A 16,441-nucleotide genomic window follows, 5' to 3' on the forward strand; every position below is an offset into this window, starting at 1 on the left:
GGGGACACCACCGGCGTGGAATCATCGTGGTTTCAACAGTCCTGGCACAGCGACTCGGTAAAGCCACCAAGGATCCCGCAGATAGTCCGGGCACCAGCCCGGTTGCCCCTGCTGGTCATCTATGTATTTTCGAGTAAGGACCGCCGCTTTGTGAGCTGCTGTCCTGGTTTTACTGCGGCGCCGGAAGCAAACCGGCGCCGCAGGTGTCACGGGTAAAGCATGAAGCGCATCAAGTACCGCTTTGCAGCAGCATGTGACGTACGTGGCCGATCGCCTTCGTCGGGTTCAGACCCTTGGGGCAGACGCTCACGCAGTTCATGATGCCGCGGCAGCGGAACACGCTGAACGGATCGTCCAGCGCTGCCAGACGCTCTTCGGTCTTGGTGTCACGGCTGTCGGCCAGGAAGCGATAGGCCTGCAGCAGCGCAGCGGGACCGAGGAACTTGTCCGGGTTCCACCAGAAGGACGGGCAGGAGGTCGAGCAGCAGGCGCACAGGATGCACTCGTACAGACCGTCCAGCTTCTCGCGCTCTTCCGGGGACTGCAGACGCTCGATCGCCGGGGCGGGCGCGTCGTTCTGCAGGAAGGGTTTCACCTTCTCGTACTGCTTGTAGAAGATGCTCATATCGACGACGAGGTCACGGATGACCGGCAGGCCGGGCAGCGGGCGGATCACCAGCTGGCCGCCCTTGAGGCCGGCAGCGGAGATCGGCGTGATGCAGGCCAGGCCGTTCTTGCCATTGATGTTCATGCCGTCGGAACCGCAGACCCCTTCACGGCAGGAGCGACGGTAGGAGAAACCCTCGTCCTGCTCCTTGATCAGGGCCAGCACGTCCAGGACCATGATGTCCTTGCCGCCGGTATCGACCTGGAAGTCCTGCATGAAGGGCGCAGCGTCCTGGTCCGGGTTGTAGCGATAAACGCTGACTTTCAGAATGTTGGCTTGCGACATATCAGCCACCCTTAATAGGTACGTACTTTGGGTTCAAACGCCGGAACTGTCTTGGGCGTGAAGTTGACGTCGCGCTTGGTAACGCGTTTCTCACCCGGGAAATACAGGGTGTGGCACAGCCAGTTCTCGTCGTCACGATCTTCGAAGTCTTCGCGGGCGTGCGCGCCACGGGATTCCTTGCGGACCTCCGCTGCGATCGCGGTAGCCTCGGCCACTTCGAGAAGGTTCTGCAGTTCCAGCGCCTCGATACGCGCAGTGTTGAAGGCCTGGCTCTTGTCGGCGATCTTCACGTTGGCGATGCGCTCGCGCAGGTCGGCCAACTGAGCGATGCCTTTCTGCATGTATTCGCCGGTACGGAATACGCCGAAGTAGTTCTGCATGCAGTTCTGCAGCTCTTTACGCAGCGGAGCCACGTCTTCGCCACTGCTGCGCTCGTTGACGCCGGACAGGCGCTTGAGCGACAGCTCCAGGTCGGTTTCCGAAGCACCGCGATGCTCGATACCTTCCTTGAGGGCTTTTTCCAGGTGCAGGCCCGCAGCACGACCGAACACGACCAGGTCGAGCAGCGAGTTGCCGCCGAGACGGTTGGCACCGTGTACGGATACGCAGGCGACTTCGCCGACCGCGAACAGGCCGTCGATGATGGTGTCGTTGCCGTTGGCATCCTGGGTGATGGCCTGGCCATGGATGTTGGTGGCAACGCCGCCCATCATGTAGTGGCAGGTCGGGATCACCGGCACCGGCGCGACGACGGGGTCGACGTGGGCGAAGGTCTTCGACAGTTCGCAGATACCCGGCAGGCGGCTGTGCAGCACTTCCTCGCCCAGGTGGTCGAGCTTCAGCAGGACGTGGTCCTTGTCCGGGCCACAGCCGTTGCCGGCCAGCACTTCCTTGACCATGGAGCGGGCGACCACGTCGCGGCCGGCCAGGTCCTTGGCGTTCGGAGCGTAACGCTCCATGAAGCGCTCGCCATGGGCGTTGATCAGGTAGCCACCCTCGCCACGGCAACCCTCGGTCACCAGCACGCCGGCACCGGCGATACCGGTCGGGTGGAACTGCCACATTTCGATGTCCTGGACCGGCACGCCTGCACGCAGGGCCATGCCGATGCCGTCACCGGTATTGATCAGGGCGTTGGTGGTGGACGCATAGATGCGGCCAGCGCCGCCAGTGGCCAGCACCACTGCCTTGGAGCGGATGTAGACGGTCTCGCCGGTCTCGATGCAGATGGCGATGATGCCGACCACGGCGCCATCCTGGTTCTTCACCAGGTCGACGGCGTACCACTCGTTGAGGAACGAGGTGCCGTTCTTCAGGTTGGCCTGGTACAGGGTGTGCAGCAGCGCGTGACCGGTACGGTCGGCAGCAGCGCAGGTACGAGCAGCCTGGCCACCCTTGCCGAAGTCCTTGGACTGGCCACCGAACGGACGCTGGTAGATGCGTCCCTGCTCGGTACGGGAGAACGGCAGGCCCATGTGCTCCAGCTCGAACACGGCTTCCGGGCCGACGGAGCACATGTATTCGATAGCGTCCTGGTCACCGATGTAGTCGGAGCCCTTGACGGTGTCGTACATGTGCCAACGCCAATCGTCGTTCGGGTCGGCCGAAGCGATGGCGCAGGTGATGCCGCCCTGGGCGGAAACGGTGTGAGAACGGGTCGGGAAGACCTTGGTGACCACAGCAGTCTTGTGGCCGCCTTGCGCCAACTGCAGCGCGGCGCGCATACCAGCGCCACCGCCGCCGACGATGATGGCGTCGTAGGAAAGAGTACGAATGCTAGACATGGATCAGATACCCCACAGAATCTGCACGCCCCAGACGAAGTACGCGAACATGGCGATGCCGCAGACTGCCTGGAACAGGAAACGCACAACGGTTGCCCACTTGCCCAGCGCCATTGGCGTCAGGTAGTCAGTGGAGATGGTCCACATGCCAACCCAGGCATGTACACCGAGAGCAACCAGCCCGAGCAGGCTGAAGATGCGCATCCAGTTCTGGGAGAACAGACCATGCCAATCAGCATAGGTCAGGCCGGGATTCGCAACGAGGTAGCCCAGCAGGAAGAGAAAATAAGCCGCGAGAACGACCGCAGAAACGCGCTGAGCCATCCAGTCATAGAGGCCCGAACGCGAGAAGTTCGTGACATTGGTTACCATACCCACACCCCCGCCAGCACGATCAGCACCGCGGAAATCGCGATGACGATTTTCGAGCCCAGCTTGCCGCCCTCGAGCGTCTCGCCGATACCCGCATCCATCACCAGGTGGCGCACACCGGCGACCAGGTGATAAAGCAATGCGGACAGCAGGCCCCAAATCACAAACTTGGCCAGCGGACTGGTCAGGCACGCCTTCACCTGCTCGAAGCCTTCCTCGGACGCCAGCGACTTGCCGAGCGCGTAAAGCAGCACAGCGATGCCGACGAAGAGGATGACGCCAGAGATACGGTGGAGAATGGACGTGTAAGCAGTGATTGGGAGTTTGATGGTCCTGAGATCTAGGTTTACAGGTCGTTGGCTATTCACGGCTTTTTTTTCACACTGAGGCCCCTAACAATCAGGGCAAGTTGTCGGGAAGTGCACTGGTCAGGTACCCCTCACCAAGGGAGTGCCGACCTCCAGAATACGGGCTTCAGGGCCCCTGGCAGTCGGGCGCTGAGTATAGACAGTTAGCTGACTAATGACAACGGAAAGGCCTCCCCCTAAGAGCGGATTGCGCTCCTTATATAAAAGGCGTAAATAGCGCCCTTTTTCAGCGAAAAACACCCCGCAAACCCCTCTCCTACATGGGTTTCTTCAAATTGACATTCGCATTTATCTCACTATAGTGGTGCGGGCCCTGCGTGGGGGGCTGTCTGATGATTTCAAGCATAAATAGGAGGCCGCTATGGCTGACAAAAAAGCGCAGTTGATCATCGAGGGCATTGCCCCCGTCGAGCTGCCCGTTCTGTCCGGTACCGTAGGTCCCGATGTAATCGATGTGCGGGGCCTGACCTCCACGGGTCGCTTCACTTTTGATCCTGGCTTTATGTCTACCGCCTCTTGCGAGTCGAAGATCACCTACATCGACGGCGACAAGGGCGTGCTGCTTCACCGCGGCTACCCCATCGAACAACTGGCCGAAGAATCCGACTACCTGGAAACCTGCTACCTGCTGCTCAATGGCGAACTGCCCAGCGCCGAGGAGAAGGCCAAGTTCGTCAGCACCGTCAAGAACCACACCATGGTTCACGAGCAACTGAAGAGCTTCTTCAACGGTTTCCGCCGCGATGCCCATCCGATGGCGATCATGTGCGGCGTAGTGGGCGCCCTCTCCGCCTTCTATCACGACTCCTTGGACATCAACGACCCGCACCATCGCGAAATCTCCGCGATCCGCCTGGTCGCCAAGATGCCTACCATCGCCGCCATGGTCTACAAGTACTCCATGGGCCAGCCGATGATGTATCCGCGCAACGACCTGAACTACGCGGAAAACTTCCTGCACATGATGTTCAACACCCCGTGCGAGATCAAACCGATCAGCCCGGTACTGGCCAAGGCCATGGATCGCATCTTCATCCTGCATGCGGACCACGAGCAGAACGCCTCCACCTCCACCGTACGCCTGGCCGGTTCGTCCGGTGCCAACCCGTTCGCCTGCATCGCAGCCGGCATCGCCGCCCTGTGGGGCCCGGCGCACGGTGGTGCCAACGAAGCGGTACTGACCATGCTGGATGAGATCGGCGATGTCTCGAACATCGACAAGTTCATCGCCAAGGCCAAGGACAAGAACGATCCGTTCAAGCTCATGGGCTTCGGCCATCGCGTTTACAAGAACCGCGACCCGCGTGCCACCGTGATGAAGCAGACCTGCGACGAAGTCCTGAAGGAACTGGGGATCACGAACGATCCGCAACTGGAACTGGCCATGCGTCTCGAAGAGATCGCCCTGACCGATCCGTACTTCAAGGAACGCAACCTGTACCCGAACGTCGACTTCTACTCGGGGATCATCCTCAAGGCGATCGGTATTCCGACCAGCATGTTCACTGTGATCTTCGCCCTGGCGCGCACCGTCGGCTGGATCTCCCACTGGAAGGAAATGCTCTCCAGCCCGTACAAGATCGGCCGTCCGCGCCAGCTGTACACCGGCTACGAGCAACGCGACTACGTCTCGCTCGACAAGCGCAAGTAAGACGTACCGTTCCAGGAAAAGCCCCGCACTCGCGGGGCTTTTTCATGGGCGCCAGCCAGGCATGCGAGGCTGGCGCCACTACCGCCCCACATCAGGTCACGCACCGGTGCGCGCCCCTCGCGCCGCCGTACGGCCCGCCCCTGCGGCCGCACGAATGAAAAGGCCCCGCATTGCGGGGCCCCTTTTCAATACGACCGTTCGTTCACTTCTTCTCGGCGCGTTCACGCAGGTGGCTGATCGTGTTGAACGGCGCATCGACCACGAAGCTGTTGGCCAGCCAGGATGGCACGCTGCCGCCCGGCTCGGTGTGCACCTGATAGGTCACTTCCACCTCGCCCGGGCCCTTGGGCACGAACTTCCATACCCCTTCCACGGCCGCGACGCGCACGAACCCCTTCTCTTCGGGCAGGTACTTGGGCTCGCCCTTGAGGGTGCGGGTCAGGCTGCCATCGGCACCTTCGGTGGTGGTGGCGTGGATCACCGAGTCACGCGGGGTGACCGGCCAGGGGGTATTGAAGCGGGTGTAGGTCCAGCTGTCGGCGCCTTCAGACTTGAGCAGTTTCTGCTGCTCGCACTCGTGGATCCAGGCGCACGAGCCGGAAACGTCTTCCTGCAGCTTGCGCAGGGTGGCGACGTCGGTCTTGAGGGTGGCGACCCCGCGATAGGCCTTGTACTTGGAACCGGCCACCTCGCTCAGGTACACCTTGATGCCGTCCTCGTCCTTGGCCAGCTTCCAGTCTTCGGCATGGGCAGTTGCAGCCATCAGCGCCGTTGCGCTCAATCCACAGATCACAGCGATTCGTTGCAGCGAAACCATCTTTGTTCTCCTTCTTATGATGACCAGCCGTCGTCCATCCGGACGGCTACTGGATAGATTGACTGACCGCCACGGCCGTCTCTTGTTCCAACCAGCCCAGCAAACGTATCGCCTCTTCCCGGCTGTCGCCACAGACAAAAGGATCGGCATCGAAGTCGCTGCACACCTTCGGGCGGCCTGGCTGGCCGAAGATCGCGCAGAGGTGCTGGGCAGAAAGATGGACGCACCGCTCCCCCGCCGCCTTGCCATTGGGCATGCCGGGGATGGGAGAACTGATGGAGGGGGCAATGCAACAGGCGCCACAGCCTGCACGACAGATCATGACGGGGGCCTCTCTGTAAGCCACGGCCGATGAAGGGCGCGAATTCTACCTGTGCCCCCAAAGAAATGGGATATCCCCCAATCAGCCCAACGGAAGTCTCACCCTGAACAGCGTTCCCCGCCCCGGCGTGCTGCTCACCTGCAACTCCGCACCGAGGATGTCCACCGCCAACTGGTGGGTCAGGTGCAGGCCCAGCCCGGTGCCACCCGAACCGCGCCGCGTGGTGAAGAAGGGGTCGAAGATGCGCGCCAGGACCTCTTCCGTCATTCCGCAGCCATCGTCCTCCACTTCGATCACGCAATGGCGGCCCCCGTCATCGATATCCGCACGCACCCGCACGGTGCCGCTCTCCCCTGGCGCGAAGGCGTGCACCAGCGCGTTCTCGATCAGGTTCTGCACGATCTGCCCCAGCGGCCCGGGGTAGCTGTCCAGCATCAGGCTCGGCGGCAGGTTGAGCAGTACCCGGTGGGAGGTGGCCTTGAGCCGCGGCGCGAACACCAGCATCACCTCGTCCACCAGCGCCACCAGGTCGAAACAGCGCCGCTCCACACTGGCCCGGTCGGTGGCCAGTTGCTTGAAGGCACGGGTCAGCAATGCCATGCGCCCCAGGTTGGCGAGGATGATCGCCAGCCCCTCGGCGTTGCGTTGCAGGAACCGCTCCAGCGCAGAACGCTGCAACCCCTCCCGGAACCCCTGCTCCAGTTGCTCCCGGCTCTTGTCCAGGGCCGACGCCGCCACGCTGGCCGCGCCAATGGGCGTGTTCAGCTCGTGGGCGACCCCCGCCACCAGCGTGCCCAGGGAGGACAGCTTCTCCGCCTGGATCAGCGCCCCCCGGGTGCGCTGCAGCGCCTCCACCGTATCGGTGAGCTGCCGGTTGCTCTGAGCCAGCTCGTCCCCCCGTGCCTCCAACCCGGCCAACGCCCGATCGCGGTCGGCCTCCGTCAAGGCCAGCCGCAGGACCACCGCCAGGCCCACGAAGAGCATGAAGGCGCCGAATGCCAGCATCTGCCAGAACACCTGGAGCCGCAGGGACTGCAGGATGTCCACCGGCAGCAGCGACACCAGCAACCAGTCACGCCCACTGTCACGCTCCGCGCCATCCGGGTCGTCGCCACTGTCGCCCGGATCGAAGCGAACGAAGGCCCAGAGCCCGGCAGCGTCGATGAACTGCCCCGACGGCTGGCTGCGCATCCGTGCCCAGCTCTGCGGGTAGCGGCTGGCGACCGTATCCTGCGGGCGGTCGAGCATGAACCCCCACGCCTGCCCGGGGTTGCGCGAATAGATCCAGTAGCCCTCGAAATCCACCAGTTCCAGGTAGCCGCCGTAGCGGGTGGAAATCTGCCCCACCCGGTCCAGCAACACCTGCCCCAGGTAATTGAGCACCAGCACCCCACGCGCTCGTCCAGCCTTGTCGAACAGGGGCGTCGCCGCCCGCAACGTCGGTTTCAGTGGTCGCTCCAGCTGCCCGCGCTCCTGGTTCAGGTCGAAGCGCGACAGATAGAAAGCCCCCGGCGGCAATTGCATGGCCTCGACAAAGAAGTAGCGATCCGCCTTGTTCTGCAGCTCCGGGTCCGGCACCCGCACCGCCAGTCCCTCCCGCAAATCCACGCGCACCCGCTCCTGGCCGCGCTCATCGAGCCAGCGGATCTGGTCGTAGCGCCCGGAGCTCTGGGAAAAATCCAGCATCAGCCGCCGCAGCAGCGCCAGGTTCTGCGGATCGCCGCGCTCCAGCACGGCGCCCATCGCCGGATGCTGGGAAAGGAACAGCAGGTTGCCACGCAAGGAGGCCACATAGCGGTTGAGCACGCCCAACCCCTCGCTGAGGCTGGCTTGCTGGTCATGCAGGCGCGGCGCCAGCTTGGCATCCAGCAGGCGGTCATAGAGCAGCACGGTCAGCACCAGGATCAGCAGCGCCCAGGGCAGGAACAGCGTCAGCAGGCTGCGCAGCAGCACCCGACGGGAGAAACGCTGCAACGAGTCCGGACTCATCCGCTGCGAGGCCCGGCCCTGTCGGCGAGCCAGCCGATCAGGCGGTCACAGGGCATGGGCCGGGCGAACAGGTAGCCCTGGGCTTCGCTGCAACCGTTGCGCAGCACCCACTGCGCCTGGCTCTCGGTTTCCACCCCTTCGGCGATCACGTGCATCCCCACCCGCGCGGCGATCTGGATCACCGCGTCGGCGATCAGCGCCTCGCCCTGCGCCTCGTCGATCTCGACGATGAAGCTGCGGTCGATCTTCAGCCGGTCCGCCGGCAGCCGGCGCAGGTAGCTGAGCGAGGAGAAGCCGGTGCCGAAATCGTCGATGGCGATGGTCACGCCCATTTCGCGCAGGGCCTTGAGCTGCTCGCAGACCAGCTCGAAGTTGCGCATCGCCACCGACTCGGTGATCTCCACCTCGATCTGCCGGGGCGATACCCCGGCGCGCTCAAGATGCAGCCTGAAACGCTCGATGAAGTCCCGCTGCAGCAATTGCGGCGCCGAGACGTTCACCGCCACGCGGATGTCCGCATACCCGGCCTCGGCCAGCCGCGCCGCCTCACGCAACGACAGGCGCAGCAGCAGGTCCCCCAGCGGCAGGATGTAGCCGGTGGCCTCGGCCAGCGGGATGAAGCGGCCCGGCGGCACCATGCTGCCATCCTCCTTGCGCCAGCGGGCCAGGGCCTCGACGCCCGTCACGCGGCCATCCGGCAGACGCAACTGCGGTTGCAGTTCGATGCCGATGCGCCCGGCATCCACGGCATCGCGCAGGGCCAGGAGCATGCGGTAGGACTCGGCGTGCACCGTCTGCAATTGCGGGTCATGCACCAGATGCTGGTCATGGCCCAGTTGCTTGGCCTGTTTCAGCGTCAACAGAGCCGATTGCAGGGCCACGCTGGCATTGCCGACGAAATCCGCCAGGCGCAGGGTCACGCTGCCCAGGCTGTGGACCTGGCCCAGTTCGTAGGGCCGGTTGCTGCGGCGGAACAAGGCGACGATATCCGCCGCACGCACCCGGGACTCCGGGCCCAGCACGGCGAACAGGTCGTCCTTGATCCGGGCCACCAGCACCTCGGGCTCGAAGGCCTCGCGCAAGCGCTTGGCCACCAGGCCGAGGATGAAGTCGCCATACCCTGTGCCGAACGCGATATTGGCGCCGGAAAAATCATCGATATCGATCAGTACCAGCACCTGCTTGTCCCGGTCCTCGCTCTGCAGGACCAGGTCGAGCATGCGGATCAGGGCGTTGCGGTTGGGAATCCTCAGCAGCTCGTCCTGGTAGGCCATCTGCTCCAGGCGGCTGAACAACGAAACGTTGTACAGGCCACGGCTGATGCTGGCGCTGAACACCTTGAGCAGCTCCAGTTCGGTGTCATCCAGCTCGCGCTCGGTGCGGACGTAGCAGGCGTAGTCGGCGCCGGCCTGGAAGCGCGAGAAGAACAGCACGATGCCCTGCTCCACGCGCAAGGTCTGCTGCGCCTGCAGGCACTGGCGCAGCAGCACCGCCACGTGCGGGCGGCCAAGGCCGTCGAGGTCGCCGTCGATGGCCTGCACGTAGTCATCGGTGGCGCCGACCACCCGCACCTCATCGCCCGTGGCATAGCCACCCGGCTCCGGCTCGACGCGCATGCAGACGAGGCCCTCGATGCGCACATCCAGCAACGTGGCGATCTCGGACAGGATCTTGGTCGCCAACTCGCGGGTATTGCGCGAGCAGAACAGCGAGTTGCTCGACTCGACGATCGACTGCAGGCCGCGCCGCGCACGGGCCACGGCCTGCAACTGGGCGAAGGCGCGGATGCCCGAGGTGAGTACCGTCAGCAGGCGCTCGGCGGTCATCTCGCTCTTGGTCCAGTAGTCGTTGATGTCGTAATCGCGCATCACCTCGTGCACCGGGGCCGTGCCCGGCTCGCCGGTCAGCATCACGATGCGTGCCTCGGTGTTGCCGATCACCTCGCGCAAGGTTCTCACCAGGCGCAGGCCGGCATCCTCGCTCTCCATCACCACGTCAAGGAGGATCACCGCGATATCGCGCCGCTCGGCGAGGATCGCCGCAGCCTCGCGCAGACTGAATGCCTGGATCAGCTCGATGCGGCCACCCTCGACCTCGAGTTCGCCCAGGGCGAAGGCGGTGGCACGCTGGAAATCGACATCGTCGTCCACCGCCAGCACGCGCCAGGCCGGGCCGGAATGCCGCGCAGGGGTATCGTCGTCATCGGAGAGGAACAGCACCTGATCATCCATGAAGGCCGGCTCGCAACGGGGAGGAGATCACCACGACCGAACGGTCGCCTCGGCAGTATAGACAGCCTCCGGCGCTCGCCTCAGGAGCCGCTTTCCCCCTGCTCCCGCAGCGCCTTGCGCAGCGCCTCGCCCACTGCCGAACCTTGCAGGTAGAACACCGCCGGCTGGCCGATGGGAGCCGCCACGCGCACCCGGGTGCCAAGCGATGCCCGGTAGTGCGCCTGCGACCAGAGGTGCACCCATTCCCCGGCCGGCAACGCCACTTCCAGGCTGTCGACGCCCGGCTCCAGCACCGGCGCCACCAGCAATTGGTCACCCAGCATGAAGCTGCGTGGCAGCACCTCCAGGCTTGCCGGGTCATCGGGGTAGTGCAGCCAGAGCGGGCGCACAAGCGGCAGCCCGGTGCGCGCGGCCTCGTCCATCAGCGTGCGGCGATAAGGCGCCAGCGCGGCGAACAACCGGGCACAACGGGCGAAGTGCGCCAGGCTGGCCGGCGAGTCGTAGACCTGATGGCTGTCCGCCGGGCGGTTGCCCTCGTGGGTGCGCAGCAGGCTGGTGAAGGCGGAGAACTCCGCCCAGCGCTGCAGCAGCTCCTCACTGCGGTGATAGTCCTTCAGTGGATTGCTGATGGTGGTGTACCCACCGGTGTCGGCGTGGTTGAGGGTGAAGCCCGACAGCCCGCCGGAGAGCAGCCCCAGCAGCGCGCTGTGCAGGCCGTCGTGGGCATCCCAGGTCACCATCTGGTCCCCCAGCCACATGCTGGTGGTCAGGCCCGGGCTGCGGCTGTAGGCGGCGCGGGTGAAGAACAGCAGCTCCCCTTCCCCACCGGCCTCCTCCAACAGCTCACGATTGAGCCGAGCCCACTCCTCCGGGAAGCGGTTGTGCAGCAATGCCGCATCCTCGCCCGAGGCCGGGCGCGCCTCGAAGGGCAAGGCCTCGCCGAAGTCGGCCATCCAGCCGGAGAAACCCTGGCCGAGCATCTCCGTGCGCAGCACGTCCTTGAGCCAGCGACGCGCCTCGGGGTTGCTCAGGTCGACGAGCCCCGCACCGAAGCTGGTGTTGAGCAGCTCCAGTGGCGCGCCGTCCGCTCCCTTCATCAGCAGACCACGCTCACGGGCCTCGCGGAACAGATTGCGCTGCTCACCCCCCTTCTCGGTGATATCCGCCAGGAAGGGATTGGCGTAGGCCAGGGTGCGGATGCCGCGCGCCTTGAGTTCGGCGCTCAGGGCCTGCCACTGCGGGTAGTGGCGCGGGTCGAGGGTCCAGTTCCACCAGAGCTGCTTGCCGAAGCGGGTGCTGCGCTGGCCCACCCAGTCCTGCAGCCAGACGCCGGCCAGCGGCACATCGGCCGCATCGAGGCGCGCCAGCAACTCGCGCACCCGCTCGGTGCCGCCTTGCAGGCCGAGGATGGCGCCGTGCTGGGTCCAGTCCGGCAGCGGCGCCATGCGCCCGACCACGGACGTGTGAGCCCGCACCAGGGCGGCCGGGCTGTCGCCGCTGTAGATGCGCGCGGCCAGGCTGCCCTGGTGCACCTCCAGGCCCACCCGCGCCGGGTCACGCAGGTCGAACACCTGGTAGGCACTGGATTCGCTGAAGAAGGCGCGCAACTTCGAGGTCAGGAAAAAGGGCACCGGCGCGTAGCTGCTCGACCAGTCGCCACCGGCCCGTGCAGTGAGGTCCGCAGCCAGGGTGATGGGCTGCAGGCCGCGGCCGATGCCCTGTTCCTGCACCAGGATGGGCAGGCGGCGGCCAGCCAGGTCGAAGGCGCTGAACTGCTCGCCGAAGCCGAAGAAGCGTTCGTCGGCGTCCCGCTGCCAATTCAGGTAGAGGCGGTTGAGCCGCGGGTCATCCAGCGCCACAGCCAGGCGTACGCCGCGCACTCCGTCGGCCTCCAGCACCAAGGCATAGCCGCTCACGGCACCGTCGGCGCAGCGCAGGTGACCCCGCAGCACCAGCCGCTGGCCCGCCCCCTGGAAACTGTCCAGGCTCTGCTCGCGGCAGAGGAGCTCCCGGCGCTCGTCGACGAACAATGCCCCGCGGTGCTCCTCGACCTTGGCCTCGCCGATACCAGCGGCGAGGAAGCCTCCTTCGGTGGTCCAAAGCCGCTTGCCTGGGCTGCCCTTCGGGCTCAGCACAAGGCCGTGGCCATTCCACGCCAGGCGGTAGTCGCCGAAGTCGAAGTCACGGGGGATGGCGAAGGCCGGCGGCACCACCAGTTCGGCCAGCACGGCGCGCTGCTTCCACATCCGCAGCCCCTGCCATCCGGCCCCCACCGCCGCCGCTGCCAGCAACATGGCCGCCGTCCCTTTTACCCACCAGCGCATCGCTCGCCCCTTTTCTAGTCCTGCACCGCCATTTAGTCTGGCGCGCATCCTCACATCGCGGAGTCACCGTCATGCCGGTTTGGCTGCAGACCGCCCTGTTGCTCACCCTGTCCAACGTCTTCATGACGTTCGCCTGGTACGGCCATCTCAAGACCCTGAACACCAAGCCCTGGATCATCGCCGCGCTGATCAGCTGGGGGATCGCGCTGTTCGAGTACCTGCTGCAGGTGCCGGCCAACCGCATCGGCTACACGGCGCTCTCGGTGGGCCAGTTGAAGATCATGCAGGAGGTGATCACCCTCGCGGTCTTCGTGCCCTTCAGCGTCTACTTCATGCAGCAGCCGCTGAAACTCGATTACCTCTGGGCCGGTCTGTGCCTGCTCGGCGCGGTGTACTTCATCTTCCGCGCCTGAGGCCATTCACGCGCGGCGCGGCGGCCGTGACGACCGACCGCGCCAGCTTCACTTCGGTGGTTCGAGGCGGGTGATCAGGCTGGAGGTATCCCAGCGCCCGCCGCCTTCGGCCTGGATCTCGCCGTAGAAGCGGTCCACCAGTTCGGTGACCGGCAGTTGCGCGCCGTTGCGCTGGGCCTCGGCGAAGACGATGGCGAAGTCCTTGCGCATCAGGTCCACGGCGAAGCCGAAGTCGAACTTGCCGTCGAGCATGCTCTGGTGGCGGTGCTCCAGCTGCCAGGACTGCGCCGCGCCCTTGCCGATCACCTCCATGGCCGCCGCCGCGTCGAGCCCGGAGCGACGCGCGAAATGCAGGGCCTCGGAAAGCCCCTGGAGCAGCCCGCCGACACAGATCTGGTTGACCATCTTGGTCAACTGGCCGCTGCCCACCGGGCCCATCAGCCGGGTCATCCGTGCGTAGCTGTCGATCACCGGCGCCGCCCGCTCGTAGAGTTCGCGCTCCCCCCCGACCATCACCGTCAGCATGCCGCTCTCGGCCCCCGCCTGGCCGCCGGAGACCGGTGCGTCGAGAAAGCCCAGCCCACGCTCGGCCGCCAGGGCGGCCAACTCCCGGGCCACATCGGCCGAGGCGGTGGTGTGATCCACCAGCACGCTGCCGGGCTGCATGCCGGCGAAGGCGCCGTCTTCCCCCAGCACCACCGCACGCAGGTCATCGTCGTTGCCCACGCAGGTCATCACCAGGTCCGAGCCCTGCGCCGCCTCGCGCGGGGTGGCGAAACTGTCGCCACCGAATTCGTCGCACCAGAGCGAGGCCTTCTCCGGCGAGCGGTTGTAGACGCGTACCTCGTGCCCTTCGCACGCCAGGTGGCCGGCCATGTGGAAGCCCATCACGCCGAGCCCGATAAAGGTCACCTTCGCCATCGCAAACCCTCCTCTGTGCAAGTCCCAGGAAGCCTAACACGCGGTTTGCCGAGCCGCGAAAGCCCCTCCATACTCGCCCGGAAGTTGCCAGGACACCCCGCAAGCGCCAAGGAGAGCCCCATGCCGCACTGGCTGGTGATAGACCTGGAGGCCACGACCGAGGAAGGCGGCTGGCCCCTGGAAGACATGGAAATCATCGAGATCGGCGCCTCGATCGTGGCTGCCGACGGTCGCGAGGTGGACCACTTCCAGCGCTTCGTACGCCCATTGCGTCGCCCCTGCCTGACCGCCTTCTGCCGCCAGCTGACCCACATCAGCCAGGCCAACATCGACGGCGCCGCGCCACTGGCGCAGGTCTGGCCGGCCTTCGAACGCTGGCTGCAGAACTACCAGCCACGCCTGGTCAACTGGGTCAGCTGGGGCGATTACGACCGCCACCAGCTGGAGCAGGAGTGGCGCCAGCAGCAGTTGGTCAGCCGCCTTGCCACCATTCCCCACCTCAACCTCAAGCAGCACTTCGCCCGCGTCCGCCAGCTCAGGCAGCCGGTGGGCCTGCACACCGCGCTGCAACTGGCCGGCCTCAGCTTCCAGGGCCAGCAGCACCGGGCGCTGGAGGATGCACGCAACACCGCGCGCCTGCTGCCCCTGGTGTTGCCCGCGACCTCCTGAAACGCCCCGCCGCATTGCCTAGTGACGCTGCAAAGCGGCTTGGGCATACTGGCGGGCCCTTTTTCCAACCCCTCTCAAGGATCCCTGCCATGTTCAAGGTCAACGAGTACTTCGACGGCACCGTCAAATCCATCGCCTTCGGCATGAGCGAAGGCCCCGCCACCATCGGCGTGATGGCCCCCGGCGAATACGAATTCGGCACCAGCCAACTGGAAGTGATGCACGTCGTCGCCGGCGCCCTGACCGTCAAGCTGCCGGGCAGCGACAGCTGGGAAACCTTCGCCGCCGGCAGCAAGTTCACCGTACCGGCCGACAGCAAGTTCCAGCTGAAAGTCGCCCAGGATACCGCGTACCTCTGCGAATACCGCTGAGTCGCGATGTGGTGAGGAACCGGCCCGAGTGGCCGGTTTTTTATGGGCGAAAGGATCGGTGCAGGGCATGGGCGGATGTGATCGCAGCGGCTCCGCAATGATGGGTTTCGCTGCGCTCTACGCCATCCTACGGGAGGCTATTCGCCTTCCCTGATATCCACCTCGATGCGCATCCCCTCCAGCTCCGCCAGGTATTCGGCTCGGCTGAACAGGCCGATGCAGGGCATCGCGCCGCGCGCCGCCAGGGTGCCTGCGGCGAGCTTGCGCACCAGCGCCACGGCGGCCATGCAGGGGATGTTGGGGCCGTCGTTGTCGTGGGCGACCAGTTCCCAGGTGAGCACCAGCGGCCGGCCTTCGCCATCCAGCCCGCGCAGCGTCACGAACATGCCGCTGAGGCCGTTGCCCAGGGGCTCCACCAGCACCGCCCCCCGGCGCAGCAGCGACGCCAGGCCGACGGCGTTGCGCACCAGCCCGCCGCGCACCAGCCAGGACAGCGCCCAGGTGCCGAACTGGGTGAGGCGCAGGCCGACGCCAGCGCGGAAGCTGACGTCGCGCACGCCCGGGTAGCGCACGGGGAAGAGCTCGAGGTCGGGAATATCGCAAACGCCTACCCAGCGTGGCCCCATCGGCGCGCGGAAGGCATGCCGGCGCAGGCCCTGCCAGCCGTGGAGCGAGCCCCAGGCGCCGTCCTGCCAGACCCGCACCGGCCGGCCGCAGTAGCCGAGCACCGCTTCGAGCGTCGACAGCCCCGGCGTCTTCTCCGAGGAACTGATGCCGTGTTCGATGCTGTCCAGCCGGCTGAAGCGCGGCAGCAACTCGTCCACCACGGCCGCGCTCAGGCCCGGAACCGAGCTGGCGCCAGCACAGACCAGCAGGCCACGCTCGCGGGCAGCGGCGTCCAGCCGGTCGATGCCGCAGACGAAGGCCCGCGCATCGGCCAGGTCGATGTAATGGCAGCCCGCTTCCAGCGCCGCCTCGGCGACCCGGTAGTCCTGCCCCTGGAAGGGCCCGACGGTGGACACCAGCACCTGGGCCCCCAGCTCGACGAAGGCCTGGGCCAACCCGGCCTGGTCGATATCCAGGCGTGCCGCCTCGCAACCGGTCTCCTCCGCCAGCGCCCGGGCCTTGGCCAGGTCACGCCCGGCGGCGATCACGCCGAGGCCTTCGATACTGCGCAGGCGCCGCACGATCAACCGGCCGAAATTGCCGTAGCCGCCCAGCACCAGCACCCTCAATCCATCCTTCACCACGGGCTCC

At 65.6% G+C, this 16,441-nt stretch carries 15 protein-coding genes; 4 read left to right on the forward strand and 11 right to left on the reverse strand.

Translation table 11 applies throughout. The features are described from left to right. Positions 1-229 precede the first annotated feature (229 nt). The 4 genes from ACYJSS_RS28800 to sdhC are packed head-to-tail and all read right to left on the reverse strand — an operon-like array spanning position 230 to position 3,476. A complete protein-coding gene (locus ACYJSS_RS28800; protein WP_111262889.1) occupies positions 230-937 on the reverse strand; it encodes a succinate dehydrogenase iron-sulfur subunit in 708 nt (235 codons plus the stop codon). A 26-nt stretch (positions 938-963) separates the two neighbouring features. Then, positions 964-2,736: a succinate dehydrogenase flavoprotein subunit gene (sdhA, locus tag ACYJSS_RS28805; protein WP_111262872.1), complete on the reverse strand. Its 1,773-nt coding sequence runs from the start codon at positions 2,734-2,736 to the stop codon at positions 964-966. A 3-nt stretch (positions 2,737-2,739) separates the two neighbouring features. Further along, positions 2,740-3,108, reverse strand: coding sequence for a succinate dehydrogenase, hydrophobic membrane anchor protein (gene sdhD / locus ACYJSS_RS28810; protein ID WP_111262871.1), 369 nt, complete (start codon positions 3,106-3,108; stop codon positions 2,740-2,742). Then, the gene (sdhC, locus tag ACYJSS_RS28815) at positions 3,102-3,476 is read right to left on the reverse strand and encodes a succinate dehydrogenase, cytochrome b556 subunit (RefSeq protein ID WP_111262870.1); all 375 of its coding nucleotides are present in this window, start codon (positions 3,474-3,476) and stop codon (positions 3,102-3,104) included. Before sdhC ends, sdhD begins: the two co-directional genes overlap by 7 nt. A 361-nt stretch (positions 3,477-3,837) precedes the next feature. Between sdhC and gltA the strand changes: the two genes are divergently transcribed. Continuing rightward, a complete protein-coding gene (gene gltA / locus ACYJSS_RS28820; RefSeq protein WP_111262869.1) occupies positions 3,838-5,127 on the forward strand; it encodes a citrate synthase in 1,290 nt (429 codons plus the stop codon). 202 nt (positions 5,128-5,329) lie between these two features. On the opposite strand, the gene ACYJSS_RS28825 is transcribed toward gltA, so the two are convergent. The 5 genes from ACYJSS_RS28825 to ACYJSS_RS28845 all read right to left on the reverse strand — a co-directional run bounded on the left by ACYJSS_RS28825 (position 5,330) and on the right by ACYJSS_RS28845 (position 12,780). Continuing rightward, complete coding sequence (locus tag ACYJSS_RS28825; protein ID WP_111262868.1) at positions 5,330-5,944, reverse strand: START domain-containing protein; 615 nt, start codon at positions 5,942-5,944, stop codon at positions 5,330-5,332. A gap of 46 nt (positions 5,945-5,990) precedes the next feature. Beyond that, complete coding sequence (locus tag ACYJSS_RS28830; RefSeq protein ID WP_111262867.1) at positions 5,991-6,266, reverse strand: YkgJ family cysteine cluster protein; 276 nt, start codon at positions 6,264-6,266, stop codon at positions 5,991-5,993. 81 nt (positions 6,267-6,347) lie between these two features. After that, positions 6,348-8,255 (reverse strand): sensor histidine kinase, encoded by a 1,908-nt coding sequence (locus ACYJSS_RS28835; protein WP_236206434.1) that lies wholly within the window; start codon positions 8,253-8,255, stop codon positions 6,348-6,350. Continuing rightward, positions 8,252-10,486: a GGDEF/EAL domain-containing response regulator gene (locus tag ACYJSS_RS28840; RefSeq protein ID WP_236206433.1), complete on the reverse strand. Its 2,235-nt coding sequence runs from the start codon at positions 10,484-10,486 to the stop codon at positions 8,252-8,254. The genes ACYJSS_RS28835 and ACYJSS_RS28840 overlap by 4 nt, the downstream gene beginning before the upstream one ends. Positions 10,487-10,566: 80 nt before the next feature. Then, the gene (locus ACYJSS_RS28845; RefSeq protein ID WP_236206432.1) at positions 10,567-12,780 is read right to left on the reverse strand and encodes an alpha-glucosidase; all 2,214 of its coding nucleotides are present in this window, start codon (positions 12,778-12,780) and stop codon (positions 10,567-10,569) included. A gap of 101 nt (positions 12,781-12,881) precedes the next feature. Here ACYJSS_RS28845 and ACYJSS_RS28850 point away from each other — a divergent pair, with 101 nt between their 5' ends. Further along, positions 12,882-13,223 carry a DMT family protein gene (locus ACYJSS_RS28850; RefSeq protein WP_043247147.1) on the forward strand — a complete coding sequence of 114 codons (342 nt, stop codon included), beginning with the start codon at positions 12,882-12,884 and terminating at the stop codon, positions 13,221-13,223. Between the two features lie 48 nt (positions 13,224-13,271). On the opposite strand, the gene ACYJSS_RS28855 is transcribed toward ACYJSS_RS28850, so the two are convergent. Continuing rightward, complete coding sequence (locus ACYJSS_RS28855) at positions 13,272-14,144, reverse strand: NAD(P)-dependent oxidoreductase (protein WP_111262863.1); 873 nt, start codon at positions 14,142-14,144, stop codon at positions 13,272-13,274. Positions 14,145-14,264: 120 nt separating this feature from the next. Between ACYJSS_RS28855 and ACYJSS_RS28860 the strand changes: the two genes are divergently transcribed. Then, positions 14,265-14,813 carry a 3'-5' exonuclease gene (locus tag ACYJSS_RS28860; RefSeq protein WP_236206431.1) on the forward strand — a complete coding sequence of 183 codons (549 nt, stop codon included), beginning with the start codon at positions 14,265-14,267 and terminating at the stop codon, positions 14,811-14,813. 89 nt (positions 14,814-14,902) lie between these two features. Continuing rightward, positions 14,903-15,184: a pyrimidine/purine nucleoside phosphorylase gene (gene ppnP / locus ACYJSS_RS28865; protein WP_111262861.1), complete on the forward strand. Its 282-nt coding sequence runs from the start codon at positions 14,903-14,905 to the stop codon at positions 15,182-15,184. A 137-nt stretch (positions 15,185-15,321) separates the two neighbouring features. Here the strand turns inward: ppnP and ACYJSS_RS28870 are convergent, their stop codons facing one another. Next, on the reverse strand, positions 15,322-16,431 hold the full coding sequence (locus ACYJSS_RS28870) for a saccharopine dehydrogenase family protein (protein ID WP_236206430.1): 1,110 nt from the start codon (positions 16,429-16,431) through the stop codon (positions 15,322-15,324). Positions 16,432-16,441 lie beyond the last annotated feature (10 nt).

The organism is Pseudomonas sp. No.21 (genome assembly GCF_054558415.1).